The sequence below is a fragment of the Streptomyces chartreusis NRRL 3882 genome (assembly GCF_900236475.1).
GTDB lineage: Bacteria > Actinomycetota > Actinomycetes > Streptomycetales > Streptomycetaceae > Streptomyces > Streptomyces chartreusis_D.
Genome location: NZ_LT963352.1, coordinates 7367958 through 7384159, shown reverse-complemented (window position 1 = coordinate 7384159; position 16202 = coordinate 7367958). Strand labels below are relative to the sequence as shown.

Annotated in this window: 15 protein-coding genes; 2 read left to right on the top strand and 13 right to left on the bottom strand. The window is 71.4% G+C overall.

Annotation, left to right across the window (positions count from 1 at the left end; translation table 11 throughout):
* Window positions 1-4 precede the first annotated feature (4 nt).
* The 9 genes from ruvA to pgsA form a co-directional block, all read right to left on the bottom strand.
* A complete protein-coding gene (gene ruvA / locus SCNRRL3882_RS33500; protein WP_010046499.1) occupies window positions 5-610 on the bottom strand; it encodes a Holliday junction branch migration protein RuvA in 606 nt (201 codons plus the stop codon).
* Complete coding sequence (gene ruvC / locus SCNRRL3882_RS33495) at window positions 607-1137, bottom strand: crossover junction endodeoxyribonuclease RuvC (RefSeq protein WP_029181633.1); 531 nt, start codon at window positions 1135-1137, stop codon at window positions 607-609. The genes ruvA and ruvC overlap by 4 nt, the downstream gene beginning before the upstream one ends.
* Window positions 1138-1252: 115 nt before the next feature.
* Window positions 1253-2005 (bottom strand): YebC/PmpR family DNA-binding transcriptional regulator, encoded by a 753-nt coding sequence (locus SCNRRL3882_RS33490; protein ID WP_010046505.1) that lies wholly within the window; start codon window positions 2003-2005, stop codon window positions 1253-1255.
* Between the two features lie 48 nt (window positions 2006-2053).
* On the bottom strand, window positions 2054-2659 hold the full coding sequence (gene pdxT / locus SCNRRL3882_RS33485; RefSeq protein ID WP_010046508.1) for a pyridoxal 5'-phosphate synthase glutaminase subunit PdxT: 606 nt from the start codon (window positions 2657-2659) through the stop codon (window positions 2054-2056).
* A gap of 5 nt (window positions 2660-2664) precedes the next feature.
* Entirely contained in the window at window positions 2665-3576 is a 912-nt protein-coding gene (pdxS, locus tag SCNRRL3882_RS33480) for a pyridoxal 5'-phosphate synthase lyase subunit PdxS (protein WP_010046510.1), read from the bottom strand.
* 136 nt (window positions 3577-3712) lie between these two features.
* On the bottom strand, window positions 3713-4255 hold the full coding sequence (locus tag SCNRRL3882_RS33475) for a membrane protein (protein ID WP_010046512.1): 543 nt from the start codon (window positions 4253-4255) through the stop codon (window positions 3713-3715).
* A gap of 54 nt (window positions 4256-4309) precedes the next feature.
* Complete coding sequence (locus SCNRRL3882_RS33470; RefSeq protein ID WP_010046514.1) at window positions 4310-5473, bottom strand: glycosyltransferase family 4 protein; 1164 nt, start codon at window positions 5471-5473, stop codon at window positions 4310-4312.
* Entirely contained in the window at window positions 5470-6378 is a 909-nt protein-coding gene (locus tag SCNRRL3882_RS33465) for a phosphatidylinositol mannoside acyltransferase (protein WP_010046516.1), read from the bottom strand. Before SCNRRL3882_RS33465 ends, SCNRRL3882_RS33470 begins: the two co-directional genes overlap by 4 nt.
* Window positions 6375-7145, bottom strand: a complete 771-nt coding sequence (gene pgsA, locus SCNRRL3882_RS33460) for a phosphatidylinositol phosphate synthase (RefSeq protein WP_040904145.1) — start codon at window positions 7143-7145, stop codon at window positions 6375-6377. Before pgsA ends, SCNRRL3882_RS33465 begins: the two co-directional genes overlap by 4 nt.
* Window positions 7146-7360: 215 nt before the next feature.
* Here pgsA and SCNRRL3882_RS33455 point away from each other — a divergent pair, with 215 nt between their 5' ends.
* A complete protein-coding gene (locus tag SCNRRL3882_RS33455) occupies window positions 7361-9559 on the top strand; it encodes an elongation factor G-like protein EF-G2 (protein ID WP_029181634.1) in 2199 nt (732 codons plus the stop codon).
* Between the two features lie 219 nt (window positions 9560-9778).
* Window positions 9779-11446: a membrane protein gene (locus SCNRRL3882_RS33450; protein ID WP_040904147.1), complete on the top strand. Its 1668-nt coding sequence runs from the start codon at window positions 9779-9781 to the stop codon at window positions 11444-11446.
* Between the two features lie 159 nt (window positions 11447-11605).
* Here the strand turns inward: SCNRRL3882_RS33450 and SCNRRL3882_RS33445 are convergent, their stop codons facing one another.
* From SCNRRL3882_RS33445 to SCNRRL3882_RS33430, 4 genes are all read right to left on the bottom strand, one after another.
* Complete coding sequence (locus SCNRRL3882_RS33445; RefSeq protein ID WP_010046527.1) at window positions 11606-12166, bottom strand: HIT family protein; 561 nt, start codon at window positions 12164-12166, stop codon at window positions 11606-11608.
* 65 nt (window positions 12167-12231) lie between these two features.
* Window positions 12232-14208, bottom strand: a complete 1977-nt coding sequence (gene thrS / locus SCNRRL3882_RS33440) for a threonine--tRNA ligase (RefSeq protein WP_010046529.1) — start codon at window positions 14206-14208, stop codon at window positions 12232-12234.
* Between the two features lie 92 nt (window positions 14209-14300).
* On the bottom strand, window positions 14301-15536 hold the full coding sequence (locus tag SCNRRL3882_RS33435; protein WP_010046531.1) for a hypothetical protein: 1236 nt from the start codon (window positions 15534-15536) through the stop codon (window positions 14301-14303).
* The gene (locus SCNRRL3882_RS33430; protein ID WP_010046532.1) at window positions 15533-16099 is read right to left on the bottom strand and encodes a DUF4365 domain-containing protein; all 567 of its coding nucleotides are present in this window, start codon (window positions 16097-16099) and stop codon (window positions 15533-15535) included. The genes SCNRRL3882_RS33435 and SCNRRL3882_RS33430 overlap by 4 nt, the downstream gene beginning before the upstream one ends.
* Between the last annotated feature and the right edge of the window lie 103 nt (window positions 16100-16202).

Genomic DNA, 16202 nt, shown 5'->3' with positions numbered 1-16202 from the left:
CGTACTATCGGGCGCGGTTCAGGGTCTGCAGGGCCGCCTTCAGCAGCTGTCCCACCTGCGGCGTGCCCCCTGCCGCCTCGGCCTGCGGAGCGACGGCGGCCACGGCCTCGTCGGCCTCCCGGGTCGCGTAGCCGAGGCCGATCAGGGCGGCGTGCAGCTGGTCGCGCCAGCCGTCGCCGGCGGGTGTACCGACGGCGGGCGTGCCGACCGGTTCGCCGAGCCGGTCCTTCAGCTCCAACAGCAGCTTCTGCGCGCCCTTCTTGCCGATGCCGGGGACGGCGGTGAGCGCCTTCTCGTCGCCGGTGGCGACGGCCCGGCGCAGGGCGTCCGGGGTGTGCACGGCGAGCATCGACTGGGCGAGCCGCGGTCCCACGCCGCTGGCCGTCTGGAGCAGCTCGAAGGTCTGCCGCTCGTCGTCGTCGGCGAAGCCGTACAGGGTCAGTGAGTCCTCCCGTACGACGAGGGAGGTGTGCAGCTTGGCGGGCTGGCCCGTGCGGAGCGTGGACAGCGTGTTCGGCGTGCACTGGACGGCCATGCCGACGCCGCCGACCTCGACGACCGCGGCGTCGGGGGCGAGCGCGGCGACGGTGCCGCTGACGAAGGCGATCATGCCGTACGGCCTTTCGATGTGTGCAGGGCGACGGCCTGCTGGAGTCGGTTCTGCGCGGGGGCGCGCCAGATGTGGCAGATGGCGAGGGCGAGGGCGTCGGCCGCGTCGGCGGGCTTGGGCGGTGCGCTGAGCCGGAGCAGGCGGGTCACCATGGCGCCCACCTGGGCCTTGTCGGCCCGGCCGCTGCCGGTGACGGCGGCCTTGACCTCGCTGGGGGTGTGCAGGGCGACGGGAATGCCGCGGCGGGCGGCACAGAGCATGGCGACGGCGCTGGCCTGGGCCGTGCCCATCACCGTACGGACGTTGTGCTGGCTGAAGACGCGCTCCACGGCGACGCACTCGGGCCGGTGCTCGTCCAGCCACTGTTCGATGCCCTGCTCGATGGCGACGAGGCGGTGGCCGAGGTCCGCGTCCACGGGCGTGCGGACGACGCCGACGCCGACCATGGTGAGCGGCCGCCCGGCGACGCCCTCGACCACGCCGACACCGCACCGGGTCAGGCCCGGGTCCACCCCCAGAACGCGCACGCGCCCTCCCTCTCGATCGCCTGTTCACGCAGGCTATCGGGTGCCACCGACAACGCGACGGGCCGACGGGGTGTGTCCCGTCGGCCCGTTGGGTCCTGCGGAGCCCGCGGCGGCGTTACGCGCCGACCTTCTCCATGACCTCGTCGCTGACGTCGAAGTTGGCGAAGACGTTCTGCACGTCGTCGCTGTCCTCCAGCGCGTCGATCAGCTTGAAGATCTTCTTGGCGCCCTCCTCGTCCAGCTCGACCTGCATGGTCGGGACGAAGTTGGCGTCGGCGGAGTCGTAGTCGATGCCGGCGTCCTGGAGGGCGGTGCGGACCGCGACCAGGTCCGTGGCCTCGCTGAGGACCTCGAAGGTCTCGCCGAGGTCGTTGACCTCCTCGGCACCCGCGTCGAGCACGGCGGCCAGGACGTCGTCCTCGGTCAGCTCGCCCTTGGGGACGATCACGACGCCCTTGCGGTTGAACAGGTACGACACCGAACCCGGGTCGGCCATGGAGCCGCCGTTGCGGGTCATGGCGACACGGACCTCGGAGGCGGCGCGGTTGCGGTTGTCGGTGAGGCACTCGATGAGCACCGCGACACCGTTCGGGCCGTAACCCTCGTACATGATCGTCTCGTAGTCGGCGCCGCCGGCCTCCAGGCCCGCGCCGCGCTTGACCGCCGAGTCGATGTTCTTGTTGGGGACCGACGACTTCTTCGCCTTCTGGATGGCGTCGTAGAGCGTCGGGTTGCCCTCGGGGTCGGCGCCGCCCATCCGGGCCGCCACCTCGATGTTCTTGATCAGCTTCGCGAAGAGCTTGCCGCGCTTGGCATCGATGACGGCCTTCTTGTGCTTCGTCGTGGCCCATTTAGAGTGGCCGGACATCTGCCTGTCTCCTTCGCGTAACCCATCTCAGCAACGAACGCAGGAATCCTACAAGGACTCGGCTGTCCGGTTCGCCCTCACCATGTCGACGAACAGGGCGTGCACACGGTGGTCGCCGGTCAGTTCCGGGTGGAACGAGGTGGCCAGGGCGTTGCCCTGACGCACCGCGACGATGTGGCCGTCGTACTCGGCGAGCACCTCGGCCCGGGCGCCGACGGACTCGACCCAGGGGGCGCGGATGAAGACACCCTCCACCGGATCGCCCTCGACGCCCTTGACGTCGACGGCCGCCTCGAAGGACTCGTTCTGCCGGCCGAAGGCGTTGCGGCGCACGATCATGTCGATGCCACCGACGGTCTCCTGGCCCGAGCGCGGGTCGAGGATCTTGTCGGCGAGCATGATCATGCCGGCGCAGGTGCCGTAGACGGGCAGGCCGGCCCGCACCCGTGCGCGGAGCGGCTCCATCAGGCCGAACAGGACGGCCAGCTTGGAGATGGTGGTGGACTCGCCGCCGGGGATGACGAGGCCGTCCGCCTCGGCGAGTTCTTCGGGGCGCCGCACCGGCCTGGCCACGGCGTCGGCCGCGGCCAGGGCGACGAGGTGCTCCCGTACGTCGCCCTGGAGGGCCAGGACGCCTATGACAGGAGTGCTCATGGGGGTTACCAGCCGCGGTTGGCGTAGCGCTCGGCCTCGGGGAGGGTGTCGCAGTTGATGCCGACCATGGCCTCGCCGAGGTTGCGGGACGCGTCGGCGATGATCTTCGGGTCGTCGTAGAAGGTGGTGGCCTTCACGATGGCGGCGGCGCGCTTGGCCGGGTCGCCGGACTTGAAGATGCCGGAGCCGACGAAGACGCCCTCGGCGCCGAGCTGGCGCATCAGGGCCGCGTCGGCCGGGGTGGCGACGCCGCCCGCGGAGAACAGCACGACCGGCAGCTTGCCGAGCTCTGAGACCTCCTTGACGAGCTCGTAGGGGGCGCGCAGCTCCTTGGCGGCGGCGTACAGCTCGTTGTTGTCGAAGCCGCGCAGCTTGGCGATCTCGTTCTTGATCTGGCGCAGGTGGCGGACGGCCTCGACGACGTTGCCGGTGCCGGCCTCGCCCTTGGAGCGGATCATCGCGGCACCCTCGGCGATGCGGCGCAGGGCCTCGCCCAGGTTGGTGGCGCCGCAGACGAACGGCGTGGTGAAGGCCCACTTGTCGGAGTGGTTGACCTCGTCGGCCGGGGTGAGGACCTCGGACTCGTCGATGTAGTCGACGCCGAGGGACTGCAGCACCTGGGCCTCGACGAAGTGGCCGATGCGGGACTTGGCCATGACCGGGATCGAGACGGCGTCGATGATGCCCTCGATCATGTCCGGGTCGGACATGCGGGCCACGCCGCCGTCCTTGCGGATGTCGGCCGGGACCCGCTCCAGGGCCATGACGGCGACGGCGCCCGCGTCCTCGGCGATCTTCGCCTGCTCCGGCGTGACGACGTCCATGATGACGCCGCCCTTGAGCTGTTCGGCCATACCGCGCTTCACACGGGCGGTGCCGGTCTCGGGGGCCTGGGAGTTGGGGGACGTGGTGGACACGGGTGACCTCGCTAGCGGAAAGGGGATTTCTGCAGCACTGAGGAAACGTGAGGGGACCAGGCCACAGCAAGGGCCAATGGGAACGCTGTGGATCCTTTTCCGGCGGACGGCCGGGGAACGGCGCGTGAACGGGGGCTCAGGCGGCCCGGTCCGCCAGGGCCGCCGGAGGCTCGTCGTCCATTTCGAAGGCCAGGGGGAACGGGGCGTGGCCCGCCAGCCGGAACCAGCGGACCTTGCGGTGCCGGCGCAGGGCACGGGCGGCCCGTACGGCGTCGTTGTGGAAGCGGCGGGCCATCGGGACCCGCCGCACCGCCTGCGCGAGTTCCTCGGCGGCCTCCTCGCCTCCGGGCGCCTCCCGCACCGCCTCCACCTGCTGGACCTCCCCGAACACGGCCCGCAACGCCTGGCTCAGTTCGCTCTCGGCGACCTCCCGCTGCTCCTCCACCGCCTGACGGGCGGCGTGCGCGGCCTCGTAGAGGACGATCGAGGCGGCCGGGTCGAGCACCCCGGAGGTGGCCAGTTCCTGGGCGACGGAGGCGCGGCGCAGCAGCTGTGCGTCGAGTGCGGCGCGCGCCGCGTCGATGCGCGCGTGCAGCCGGTCCAGCCGCCCGGCCGTCCAGCTCAGGTACAGGCCGATCACCACGAGGGCGACGAGGATCCAGATGAGGGTTGCGGTCACGGCCCAGAGGCTACCGGTGCCTGCGCACACGGCCGGGTGCCCGGTCGGTCCCGGTCAGTCCCGGGCCAGCCCGAGCCGCCCCCACAGCCCGCTCGTCCGCTCGTCCTCGGCCACCGCCGCCGCGCCCGCCGTCACCGTCTCGTAGACGGACAGGATGTCCGCGCCGACGGTCGACCAGTCGAAGCGCCGTACGTGGGCGCTGCCCCGCTCGCGCAGTTCCGCGCGGCGGCCCGGGTCGTCCAGCAGGCGTACGGCCGCGTCCGCCAGGGCGTCGGCGTCCTCGTTGGGGAACAGCTCCCCGGCCTCTCCCCGGTCCAGGACCTGGGCGAAGGCGTCCAGGTCGGAGGCGAGGACGGGGGCTCCGGCGGACATGGCCTCGACCAGGATGATCCCGAAGCTCTCGCCGCCGGTGTTGGGCGCGACGTACAGGTCGACGCTGCGCAGGAAGCGGGCCTTGTCCTCGTCGCTGACCATGCCGAGGAACTCGACGCGGGAGCGCAGCTCGGCGGGCAGTGTCTCCACCGCCTCCTCCTCGTCACCGCGCCCGGCGACCAGCAGCCGGGTCCGCGGGCGTGCGGCGAGGATCTTCGGCAGGGCCTTCATCAGCACGGGCAGGCCCTTGCGGGGCTCGTCGATACGCCCTATGAAGCCGATCGTCTCGCCCTGCCACTCGGCCTTGGGCTCGGCCTTGGCGAAGAAGTCGACGTCTACGCCGTTCGGGATCACGACGGCGTCCCCGCCGAGGTGCTCCACCAGCGTGCGGCGGGCGTACTCGCTCACCGCGATCCGCGCGCTGATCTTCTCCAGGGCGGCCTGCAGGATGGCGTACGCGGCGATCATGGCCCGGGAGCGCGGGTTGGACGTGTGGAACGTGGCGACGATCGGTCCCTGGGCGGCCCAGCAGGTCAGCAGGCCGAGCGAGGGCGAGGTCGGCTCGTGGATGTGGATGACGTCGAACGCGCCGTCGTGCAGCCAGCGGCGCACCCGGGCGGCGCTCAGGAAGCCGAAGTTGAGCCGGGCCACCGAGCCGTTGTACGGCACCGGCACCGCGCGTCCGGCCGAGACGACGTACGGCGGCAGGGGCGTGTCGTCGTCGGCCGGGGCGAGGACGGACACCTCGTGGCCGAGACGGATGAAGTACTCGGCCAGGTCCCGGATGTGGAACTGGACGCCGCCCGGTACGTCCCAGGAGTACGGGCAGACGATGCCGATCCTCACGATGACCCCTTCGCCGGGTCGAGGTCCGCGAGCCACAAGCGCTGCAGCATGTGCCAGTCCTCCGGATGGTCGGCGATCCCCGTGGCGAAGGCGTCGGCCAGCGCCTGTGTCATGACAGACGTCTTCTCGGCGCGCGTGCCTGATTCGGGCACCTCGACGGGCGGGTGGACACGGCCGCGCATCACGGGCGAGTCGTCGTACCAGAGGGTGACGGGAAGCAGCTGGGCGCCCGTCTGCTGGGCGAGCAGGGCCGGTCCGGCCGGCATCCGGGCCGTGTCGCCGAAGAAGCCGACCTCGACGCCGGAGGCGGACAGGTCGCGGTCGGCGACCAGGCAGACCAGGCCGCCGTCGCGCAGCCGCCGGGCCAGGGTGCCGAAGGCGGTGCCGCCGCTGTGCGGCAGGACCTCCATGCCGAGGCCCTCGCGGTAGGCGACGAACCGGTCGTACAGCGTCTCCGGCTTCAGACGCTCGGCGACCGTCGTGAACGGGATGCCCAGCTTCGTGGTGACCCAGGCGCCGGCGAGGTCCCAGTTGGCCAGGTGGGGCAGGGCGAGTACGACGCCCTTGCCTGCGGCCAGGCCATCGGTCAGGTGGTGCAGGCCCTTGGGGTCGAAGCCGCTCGTGATCCGTTCCTCGCTCCAGGCGGGGAGGCGGAAGGACTCCATCCAGTAGCGCAGATACGACCGCATGCCCGCGCGCGAGAGCTCGGCGAGGCGCTCGGGGCTCGCACCGGGCACCACGCGCGCGTAGTTGCTCTCCAGGCGCTGCACGCCCTTGCCGCGCTGCTTCCAGGCGAGGTCGGCGATGCTCTGCCCGAGCCGTACGGCGACCGGCTCGGGGAGCTTCTTGACGGTGCTCCAGCCGAGTCCGTACAGCGCGTCCGTCAGCCGGTCCTGTGCGCTCACGTGGCCGCCTCGCTCCCGTGGGAGGCGTTCTGCTGCTTGCCCTCATTGTCCTGCGCTGCGTCGTCCTGCGCGGCCGCCGCGGCCTCGGCCTCCGCGGACTCGCGACGGACCGTGACGACCCGCTGGATGAGCGTGACGAGGCTGCCCACGGCGACGATCCACAGGGCGACCGGCAGCAGGTACTGGATGCCCGGGACACCGAACGCGTGCAGGCCCGCGAGGCCGGCCGCGACCAGGGAGATCACCAGCCGCTCGGCCCGCTCGACCAGCCCGTTGACGGCGACCGGCAGGCCGATCGACTCGCCGCGGGCCTTGGTGTACGACACCACCTGGCCGCTGGCCAGGCAGAAGATCGAGACGGCGCACAGGACGAGGTCGTCGCCCCCGCCGGCGTACCAGAGGATGAAGCCGCCGAAGATCGCGCCGTCGGCGACCCGGTCGAGCGTGGAGTCCAGGAAGGCGCCCCAGCGGCTGGAGCGGCCGAGCTGGCGGGCCATGTTGCCGTCGACCAGGTCGGAGAACACGAACAGCGTGATCACGACCGTGCCCCAGAAGAACTCGCCCATGGGGTAGAAGACCAGCGCGCCCGCGACCACACCGGCGGTGCCGATGAGCGTGACGGTGTCGGGGCTGACGCCCCGCCGGATCAGAAACGCGGCGAACGGTGTGAGAACACGCGTGAAGAATGCACGCGCGTACTTGTTCAGCATGGCCTTCCCGAGGGTCGGTGTCGCCGTCTGGCCCCTGCTGGCCACCGGCTGGCCCATCGTAGCCACGCGCGCGTGCGGGCGACGGGCGGGACCCGAGGCCCGTGTCACGGCGCACCGGTGCGCGGGGCGGGGCGCGATCACGTCCTTCGTATGGACGCACCGTGACGGGAGTGGGAAGGTCGAATAACCGCGGGCGTCGCCGGAGCCGCACCGCACGCGGATTCCGCGTGTCCGCGCCCACAGTGACCTCACCGTGCACGGGAGGCAGGATCATGGGCGACAAGGCACAGACACACCCTGGGGCCGCCGGCAGGGCACAGGCGGCCGACCACCCCCAGTCCGTACGGAATGTGGTGCTGGTCGGCCACTCCGGATCGGGCAAGACCACGTTGGTGGAGGCCCTCGCGCTCACGGCGGGGGCAGTGAACCGGGCGGGCCGTGTGGAGGACGGCGGCACCGTCTCCGACTACGACGAGATCGAGCACCGGCAGCAGCGCTCGGTGCAGCTCTCCCTGGTGCCCGTCGAGTGGGACGGGATCAAGGTCAATCTCCTCGACACCCCCGGATACGCCGACTTCGTCGGTGAGCTCAGGGCCGGTCTGCGCGCGGCGGACGCGGCCCTCTTCGTCGTCTCGGCCTCGGACGGCGTGGACGGCTCGACCCGCATGGTGTGGGAGGAGTGCGCGGCCGTGGGCATGCCCCGGGCCATCGTCATCACGCACCTGGAGGCGGCGCGCGCCGACTTCGAGGAGATGACCCGGATCTGCGCGGAGGCCTTCGGCGCGGACGACCCCGACGCGGTCCTGCCGCTCTACCTGCCGCTGCACGGCCCGCAGGCGCCCGACGGGCACGCGCCCGTGACCGGCCTGATCGGGCTGCTGTCGCAGAAGCTGTTCGACTACTCGACCGGCGAGCGCAAGGAGTCGGAGCCGGGCGAGGACCAGCTGCCGCTGATCGAGGAGGCCCGCAACCGGCTCATCGAGGGGATCATCTCGGAGAGCGAGGACGAGACCCTCATGGACCGCTACCTCGGCGGGGAACCGGTCGACGTCAAGACCCTGATCGAGGACCTGGAGCGGGCCGTCGCACGCGGGGTCTTCTTCCCCGTCCTGGCCGCCGCCCCCGCCACCGAGGGCTCCCGGCAGGGGCTCGGCACGGTGGAGCTGCTGGAACTGATCACCCGGGGGTTCCCCACGCCGCTGGAGCACGAGACGGTCCGGGTGACGACGATCGACGGCAAGCCGCGCGAGCTCAAGCCGTGCGATCCGGACGCGCCGCTGGTCGCGGAGGTCGTGAAGACCTCCTCCGACCCGTACGTCGGCCGGCTGTCGCTGATCCGCGTCTTCTCCGGCACGCTGCGCGCCGACCAGACGGTCCACGTCTCCGGGCACGGCCTGGCCGACCGCGGGCACGAGGACCACGACGTCGACGAGCGGATCGGCGCCCTGTCCACGCCGTTCGGCAAACAGCAGCGCCCGGTGTCGCACGTCATCGCGGGCGACCTGGCCTGCGTGGCCAAGCTGAGCCGGGCCGAGACCGGCGACACCCTGTCCGCCAAGGACGACCCGCTGCTCATGGAGCCGTGGCAGATGCCCGACCCGCTGCTGCCGCTGGCCATCCAGGCGCACAGCAAGCCCGACGAGGACAAGCTCTCGCAGGGCCTGGCCCGGCTGGTGGCCGAGGACCCGACGATGCGGCTGGAACAGAACCAGGACACCCACCAGGTGGTCCTGTGGTGCCTGGGCGAGGCGCACGCGGACGTCGCACTGGAGCGGCTGCGCAGCCGCTACGGCGTCCAGGTCGACGTCGTACCGCACAGGGTGTCCCTGCGCGAGACGTTCGCGACCAAGGCGGCCGGGCGCGGCCGGCACGTCAAACAGTCCGGCGGGCACGGGCAGTTCGCCATCTGCGAGATCGAGGTGGAGCCGCTGCCGGGCGGCTCGGGCATCGAGTTCGTGGACAAGGTCGTCGGCGGTGCGGTGCCCCGGCAGTTCATCCCGTCGGTGGAGAAGGGCGTGCGGGCCCAGGCCGCCAAGGGAGTCGCCGCCGGGTATCCGCTCATCGACGTCCGCGTGACCCTCCTGGACGGCAAGGCGCACTCGGTGGACTCCTCCGACGCCGCGTTCCAGACGGCCGGGGCGCTCGCCCTGCGGGAGGCCGCGTCCGACGCGAAGATCCATCTGCTGGAGCCGGTGGCCGAGGTGTCGGTGCTGGTCGGCGACGACTTCGTGGGCGCCGTGATGAGCGACCTGTCGGGGCGGCGCGGCCGGGTGCTCGGCACCGAGCAGACGCCCGGCGGGCGCACCCTGATCCGGGCCGAGGTGCCCGAGATCGAGATCGGCCGGTACGCGATCGACCTGCGGTCGATGACGCACGGCACGGCCCGCTTCAGCCGCCGGTACGCACGGCACGAGCCGATGCCGCAGCAGGTCGCGGACCGGATCCGTGGAGAGGAGCGCAAGGCCTCCTAGAAGAGGAGCACAGAGCCGCCTTGAACAGGCGTGCACCACCTCCTGGTTGGGGCCCAGGAGGCCTCAAGTGGCCCTCGTGGGGGCTCCCTCCGAGCGGGCGGGCGGTTTCGAGGACCGCCCGCCGACGGATGTCGGTGCCTGCGGATACGCTGATGACCTGATCAACAGGTGTGCGGAGCGCGGAACTCGGGAAGGCCGCTTGATGCGGAAGCGGCAGCGATGGGGGCGGCAGTGACGGACGGATTCGACTTCAGCCCGGGGGCCCAGGTGCCTCTGGCGGGTGCGAGCGGCCAGACCGCGGCGACCTACGCGCTGGCCGCCGCGGCGTACCGGGACGACGAGGTCACCAAGATCCTGAACGCCGACAACGAGTGGCACCAGTCGAAGGTGACCCCTCCGCGCCCCTGGGCGAAGATCCTCCGCCCGAACTTCGGCGAGGCCTTCTCCCGCGCCGTCGTCGACCGCATGCTGGGCGCCGGGCGCAAGCCGGTCATCCAGTCCTTCGGCATCGAGCCCCAGGTCGTCGTGGAGCACTGCCTGGCGGCCCACCGCATCCGCCGCGACCGCGACAACTGGCTCTCGGCGGTCACGGTGATCTGCGGGGTGCTCTTCCTGCCGGGATTCCTCGTGTGGCTGCTGGTGTTCACGCTGCGCACCACCATGGCCAAGCGCGAGGACAAGCGCGCCGGCGCCCTCGCCACGACCCTGCTGGTCGCCGTGGGCGCGCTCGCCGTGCTGTTCCTGATCCGCATGCCGTTCGAAGGATTCTGGGCCCTGTACGGGCGCGCGGCGGTCGTCATGCCGGTGGTCGGCTGGTTCTGGGCCAAGCAGATCTGCGAGCGGACGGCCCGGGACCTGCGGGACCGCTGGTCGAGCCTGCTGTCGGGCGGCGGCGTGGGCGCCAAGATCCCGGAGGCCGTCCCGGGCAACCCCGGCGACGCGGCCGAGCAGGTCCGCAAGGAGCTGGCGCGCCTGGGCGCCGAGCAGCGGTCCAACTCGGTCTTCTACGCCGGGCCCAAGGGCATACTCGGCATGGGCACGCGGTGGGGCAGCTGGCAGCTGGCCGAGGAGCTGGTGTCCGCCGAGCCGGGCAAGGACTTCCACCCCTTCCGCAGCTGGGACGTCATCGTGGCGATCCAGGGCGGCCTGGGCATGCTGGAGCGCACGTCCATCAACACCGGCGGCTTCCCCAAGCCGTCCATCACGCACTGGATCGTCACGCCGATCGGCGAGAAGGCGACGGAGGTGTCCCGGCCGAGCGGTGCGGACGTCGACGCGTACACGGTGCGGACGCACGCCATCCAGGACATCTGCAACAAGCAGCAGTTCGGCAGCGGCGACCGGCACTACCTCGGCGTGCAGTGGACGCTGTGGGACGGCCACCTGGTCATCACGATGCTGATCACGGTGACGGTGCTGCACGACACGCTGCGCATCGAGGTCACCGGTCACGCGCTGGGGCCGGTCAACCCCCTCTTCAACGAGAAGCCCGCGGCCAAGGAGAAGACGGTGCAGAAGGCTCTCCGCTTCTGGGAGACCCGCACCGTGAAACTGCCTCTGATCGACGCCGACGAGGTGGTACGGCTGGCCGCGCGCGCCCCGCTGACCTGGTACCCGCCGCTGCTGAACTGGCTCGGCGGCAGCCTGACGCTTCCGGAGCCGTTCGGTCTGCGGCACTCGTGGGCGGATCAGCCGTGGCGGCACCGGTTCATGGCGGACGACGCGCTGCGGGCTGCGACGCCCGTGCTGCGTGTGGTGCACGCGGCGGCGCTGAAGGTGCTGCGGGAGAACGGGGTGGATGTGGAGAAGTTCGGCTCCAGGTCGGCGGTGCTCAGTGGGGCGGTGCAGGAGGCTTCGCCGAAGAAGGCCGACGTCTACGACGCCTAGTTGTTTCGGCGCCCTGCGTTTCGGCTGGGGCCGGGTGGGTGCGCGACCCGGCGCTGCGGGGTGCCGCCTGTGCCCACCCTCCTCCAAGTTCTCGGCTTCGCTCGAACAGGTTCGCTCGAACAGGGGCCCCGTCGCCCCAGCGGCACGACTGCCCGCAGGCTAGGTAGTCGGCCAGGCCTCCGCCAGCATCTTCCTCGTGTCCGCCAGCAGCTGCGGCAGCACCCGCGTGTGCCCCACCACCGGCATGAAGTTCGTGTCGCCACCCCACCTCGGCACGATGTGCTGGTGCAGGTGCGCCGCGATGCCCGCGCCGGCGACCGAGCCCTGGTTCATGCCGATGTTGAAGCCGTGGGCGCCCGAGGCGGTGCGCAGGGCCGTCATCGCCTGCTTCGTGAGCTCGCCGAGCTCGGCGGTCTCCCCCGCGGTGAGGTCGGTGTAGTCGGCGACGTGCCGGTAGGGCACGGTCATCAGGTGCCCGCCGTTGTACGGGTACAGGTTGAGCACCGCGTAGACCTGCTCGCCGCGCTTGACGACCAGTCCGTCCTCGTCGGACTTGGCCGGGATCGAGCAGAAGGGGCAGCCGTCGCCGGCGCCCGGGCCGGTCGGCTTGTTCTCACCCTGGATGTAGGCCATCCGATGGGGCGTCCACAGACGCTGGAACGCGTCCTGCGTCCCCACTCCCAGCTGCTGCTCCGGCTCACTCGTCATGCAGTGCAGCATATGGCGTCGAGCTGGGGGGACGGCAAAGGCCCCCGGGATCTCCCGGGGGCCCGAGCGCCGTGCGATCAGACCTGCGCGCGCTCCTCGACGACCTTCTGGATCTTCGCGATGGCCTCGTCGAAGGGGATGCCGTTCTCCTGCGAGCCGTCGCGGTAGCGGAAGGACACGGACTCGTGGGACATGTCCTCGTCGCCCGCGATGACCATGAAGGGCACCTTCTGCTTCTGGGCGTTGCGGATCTTCTTCTGCATCCGGTCGGAGGAGGAGTCGACCTCGACGCGCAGCCCCTGCTTCCTGGCCGCCGTCGCGAACTTCTCCAGGTACTCGACGTGCGCGTCGCCGATCGGGATGCCGAGCGCCTGGACCGGTGCCAGCCAGGCAGGGAACGCGCCCGCGTAGTGCTCCAGGAGCACCGCGAAGAAGCGCTCGATCGAGCCGAACAGCGCGCGGTGGATCATGACCGGGCGGGTCTTGGAGCCGTCCGCGGCCGTGTACTCCAGGTCGAAGCGCTCCGGCAGGTTGAAGTCGAGCTGGATGGTCGACATCTGCCAGGTGCGGCCGATGGCGTCCTTGGCCTGGACGGAGATCTTCGGGCCGTAGAAGGCGGCACCGCCCGGGTCCGGGACGAGCGGCAGGCCCTGCTTCTCGGCGACCTGGCGCAGCGTCTCGGTCGCCTCCTCCCAGGCCTCGTCCGAGCCGACGAACTTCTCCGGGTCCTTGGTGGACAGCTCCAGGTAGAAGTCGGTCAGGCCGTAGTCGCGCAGCAGCTCCAGCACGAAGGTGAGCAGCTTGTCGAGCTCCTCGGACATCTGCTCGCGCGTGCAGTAGATGTGCGCGTCGTCCTGGGTGAAGCCGCGGGCGCGGGTCAGGCCGTGCACGACGCCCGACTTCTCGTACCGGTACACGGTCCCGAACTCGAAGAGGCGCAGCGGCAGTTCACGGTACGACCGGCCGCGCGCGTCGAAGATCAGGTTGTGCATCGGGCAGTTCATGGGCTTGAGGTAGTAGTCCACGCCCTCGTCGAGCTGCATGGGCGGGTACATGCCGTCGGCGTACCAGTCCAGGTGGCCCGAGGTCTCGAAGAGCTTCCCCTTCGTCGCGTGCGGGGTGTAGACGAACTCGTAGCCCGCCTCCTCGTGCCGCTTGCGCGAGTAGTCCTCCATGACCCGGCGGATGATGCCGCCCTTGGGGTGGAAGACGGCGAGGCCGGAGCCGATCTGCTCCGGGATGGAGAACAGGTCGAGCTCGCTGCCGAGCTTGCGGTGGTCACGCTTCTCGGCCTCGGCGAGGAACTCCAGGTGCGCCTTCAGCTCGTCCTTGGTCGGCCATGCGGTGCCGTAGATGCGCTGGAGCATGGGGTTCTTCTCGCTGCCGCGCCAGTAGGCGGCCGCGTTGCGCATCAGCTTGAACGCCGGGATGTTGCGGGTGGTGGGCAGGTGGGGACCGCGGCAGAGGTCCTTCCAGCACAGCTCGCCGGTCTTGGCGTCCAGGTTGTCGTAGATCGTCAGCTCGCCCGCGCCGACCTCGACGTCCGCGCCGTCGTCGGAGGAGGCGGAGCCCTTGAGGCCGATCAGCTCCAGCTTGTACGGCTCACCGGCCAGCTCCTCGCGGGCGGCCTCGTCGGTGACCACGCGGCGGGAGAAGCGCTGCCCGCGCTTCTGGATCTCCTGCATCTTCTTCTCGATGGCCTTGAGATCCTCGGGCGTGAACGGCTTCTCGACGTCGAAGTCGTAGTAGAAGCCGTCCTTGACGGGCGGGCCGATGCCGAGCTTGGCCTCGGGGAAGAGTTCCTGCACGGCCTGCGCCATGACGTGCGCGGTCGAGTGGCGCAGGATGTTGAGGCCGTCCTCGGAGGAGATCTCGACGCCCTCGACCTCGTCGCCCTCGGACAGGGCGTACGACAGGTCCTTGAGGTCGCCGCCCACGCGCGCGGCGATGATCGAGCGCTCGCCGGCGAAGAGCTCGGCGGCCGTAGTGCCCGTCGTCACCACGCGTTCTTCCCGCTCGGAATCGCGCTGGATGATCACACGGACGTCTGACACCGGTCTCTCCTGACTGAAGGGGGCTGCGTGCGCCATACCGGAGCGCGCGCACGAGTAAGGATCGTACCGACCCGGGACCACCCTTCGCGAAATCAGTCCCCGCAGTCCCCTCCGCAGGCCTCCTCGAAGAAGGCCGCCACCCCGGCGTTCTCCTGGAGCGCCTTCATGAGGCGGTCCCGCTCGGCGTCGTCGACCTGCACCGGTACGACGCCGTGGGCGCCGGTGAGACGCCGGAAGCCGCCCCTGCTCTCCAGCCGTCCCTGGACCCGCACCGGCAGCCCGACGAGGTGGGCGTGCCCGGCGATCCGGTACGCCTCCTCGTCCAGGGTGATCCGGACGTTCGGTACGTCGGCCCCGGCCAGCACCCGCAGCCGTACGGTGCCCTCGCCGCGCGGCCCCGATCTGCGCATCCGTGTCACCGCTCCGGTGATCCGCACCGGCACGGCGGGTTCCTCGCGCAGGTAGCGGGCGCCCGCCTCGCGCAGCACGGGCAGGTCGCCGGGTGAGAACTCGACGGGCTCGGCGGAGGGCGCGCAGCCCTCGGGCACACCGGCGGCCGGGGCCCACTCGACGGCGACCCGGGCGCCCTCCGTGCCCCGGACCAGGGCGACGAGGGCCTCGGTGAGCTCGTGGCTCACGCCCGCCTCGACCGCGGCGTCGAAGGCGTCCATGCCGCCGGTGGCGCGCTGGTAGTCGATGGCCTCACGAGCGGCGTACAGGGCCTGGTGGAGGCGGACGGCGAGGGGGCGGCCGCCTGCGACGGGCACGAAGGCGGTGAGCCGGCCGTCCGCGGCGGAGCCGACGAGGACGTGTTCCAGGGCCGCGGCGGCGGAGGCCCGGTGGCGGGCGCCGTGGTAGCCGGCCCGGGCACGGGTGGCGAGTGCCGCCGCGAGCAGCATCCGGCGGGCGGCGGTGCGCAGCCGGTCCTCGACGGTCCAGGGCGCCGCACCGGCGGGCCCGGCCGGGACGTCGTGCCACCAGCGGATCTCGTCGCTGGGGACGGCGAGGGAGACGAGGACCTCGCGGGCGGAGGGCGAGCCGCTGCGGGACAGGGCGAGCAGGGCCTCGCCGAGCAGGTCGTCGCTGTCGGGGAAGGCGCGGTTCTCGGGCACGAGGAGACTGGTGCCGGCGCTGCCCGGGCCGGGTGGGGTCCAGCGGCCGTAGCGTCCCGGGGCGCCGCCGCGCCGCTGCCAGCCGTGCCGGCGGAGCAGGGCGCTCAGTACGGCCGGGTCGACGTCCGCGGGCTCGGGCGGAGCGCCGCTGAAGGTGGTGTCGACGGGGTGCGGCCGCACGGGCCTCAGTGGCTCCTCGGTCGGGCGGTGCGTCACGGTTTCCCTCCCGTCCCGACCCGCGTCATGATCTCGCACAGGGCCCGGTCGTCGAAGATGCGTGAAGTCGGTATCCGCACGGTGGTGCGGCGGCGGCCGGTGATCGGCTGGCCGGCGAGGTTGGTCCAGTAGCAGCAGTGCCTGAGGTCGAGCCGGTCGTGGCCGGCGCGCAGCCAGTCGTCCCGGGAGCGCGGCACCAGCATCACCACCAGGATCTTGTGCACCGACACGGGTGTGCGGGCGAGCTTCGCCAGGTGGTCGTTGTCGAGCGTGAAGGCGAAGGTGCGGCCCGGTGGGTCGGGCGGCACCTGGTACGTGGCCTTGAGCTGCACCTTGATGGTGACCTCGTCGTCGACGGTGTGCCCGGGGGCGCTGTGGCTGACGTGCCAGTCGATGCCGTTGTCGGGGAACGGCTGGGAGAGCGAGCAGCCCGCGGCCGCAGCGACGGCGTGCAGATAGCCGACCTGGAGTGTCTCCATGCAGGCGGTGGTGGCGAGGGTGCCGCGGGAGGGGGCCGTGCGCTCGGGCAGCAGCCCGCCCCGTTCGGGCTGCGCTATGGCCATGGCCAACAGCCTTCCAGAACAAGTGAGTCCCCGTGCGGGCCGTTGAACTGCGCGGACCCGTACTCCTGTTGTCTCCTTCCGGCGTACGGCGCAAACAGCCCGG

Coding starts and splice junctions, on each gene's coding strand:
- ruvA (WP_010046499.1), bottom strand. CDS start 610: ATGATCGCCTTCGTCAGCGGCACCGTCGCCGCGCTCGCCCCCGACGCC.
- SCNRRL3882_RS33490 (WP_010046505.1), bottom strand. CDS start 2,005: ATGTCCGGCCACTCTAAATGGGCCACGACGAAGCACAAGAAGGCCGTC.
- pdxT (WP_010046508.1), bottom strand. CDS start 2,659: ATGAGCACTCCTGTCATAGGCGTCCTGGCCCTCCAGGGCGACGTACGG.
- pgsA (WP_040904145.1), bottom strand. CDS start 7,145: ATGGGCCAGCCGGTGGCCAGCAGGGGCCAGACGGCGACACCGACCCTC.
- SCNRRL3882_RS33455 (WP_029181634.1), top strand. CDS start 7,361: ATGGGCGACAAGGCACAGACACACCCTGGGGCCGCCGGCAGGGCACAG.
- SCNRRL3882_RS33450 (WP_040904147.1), top strand. CDS start 9,779: ATGGGGGCGGCAGTGACGGACGGATTCGACTTCAGCCCGGGGGCCCAG.
- SCNRRL3882_RS33445 (WP_010046527.1), bottom strand. CDS start 12,166: ATGCTGCACTGCATGACGAGTGAGCCGGAGCAGCAGCTGGGAGTGGGG.
- SCNRRL3882_RS33430 (WP_010046532.1), bottom strand. CDS start 16,099: ATGGCCATAGCGCAGCCCGAACGGGGCGGGCTGCTGCCCGAGCGCACG.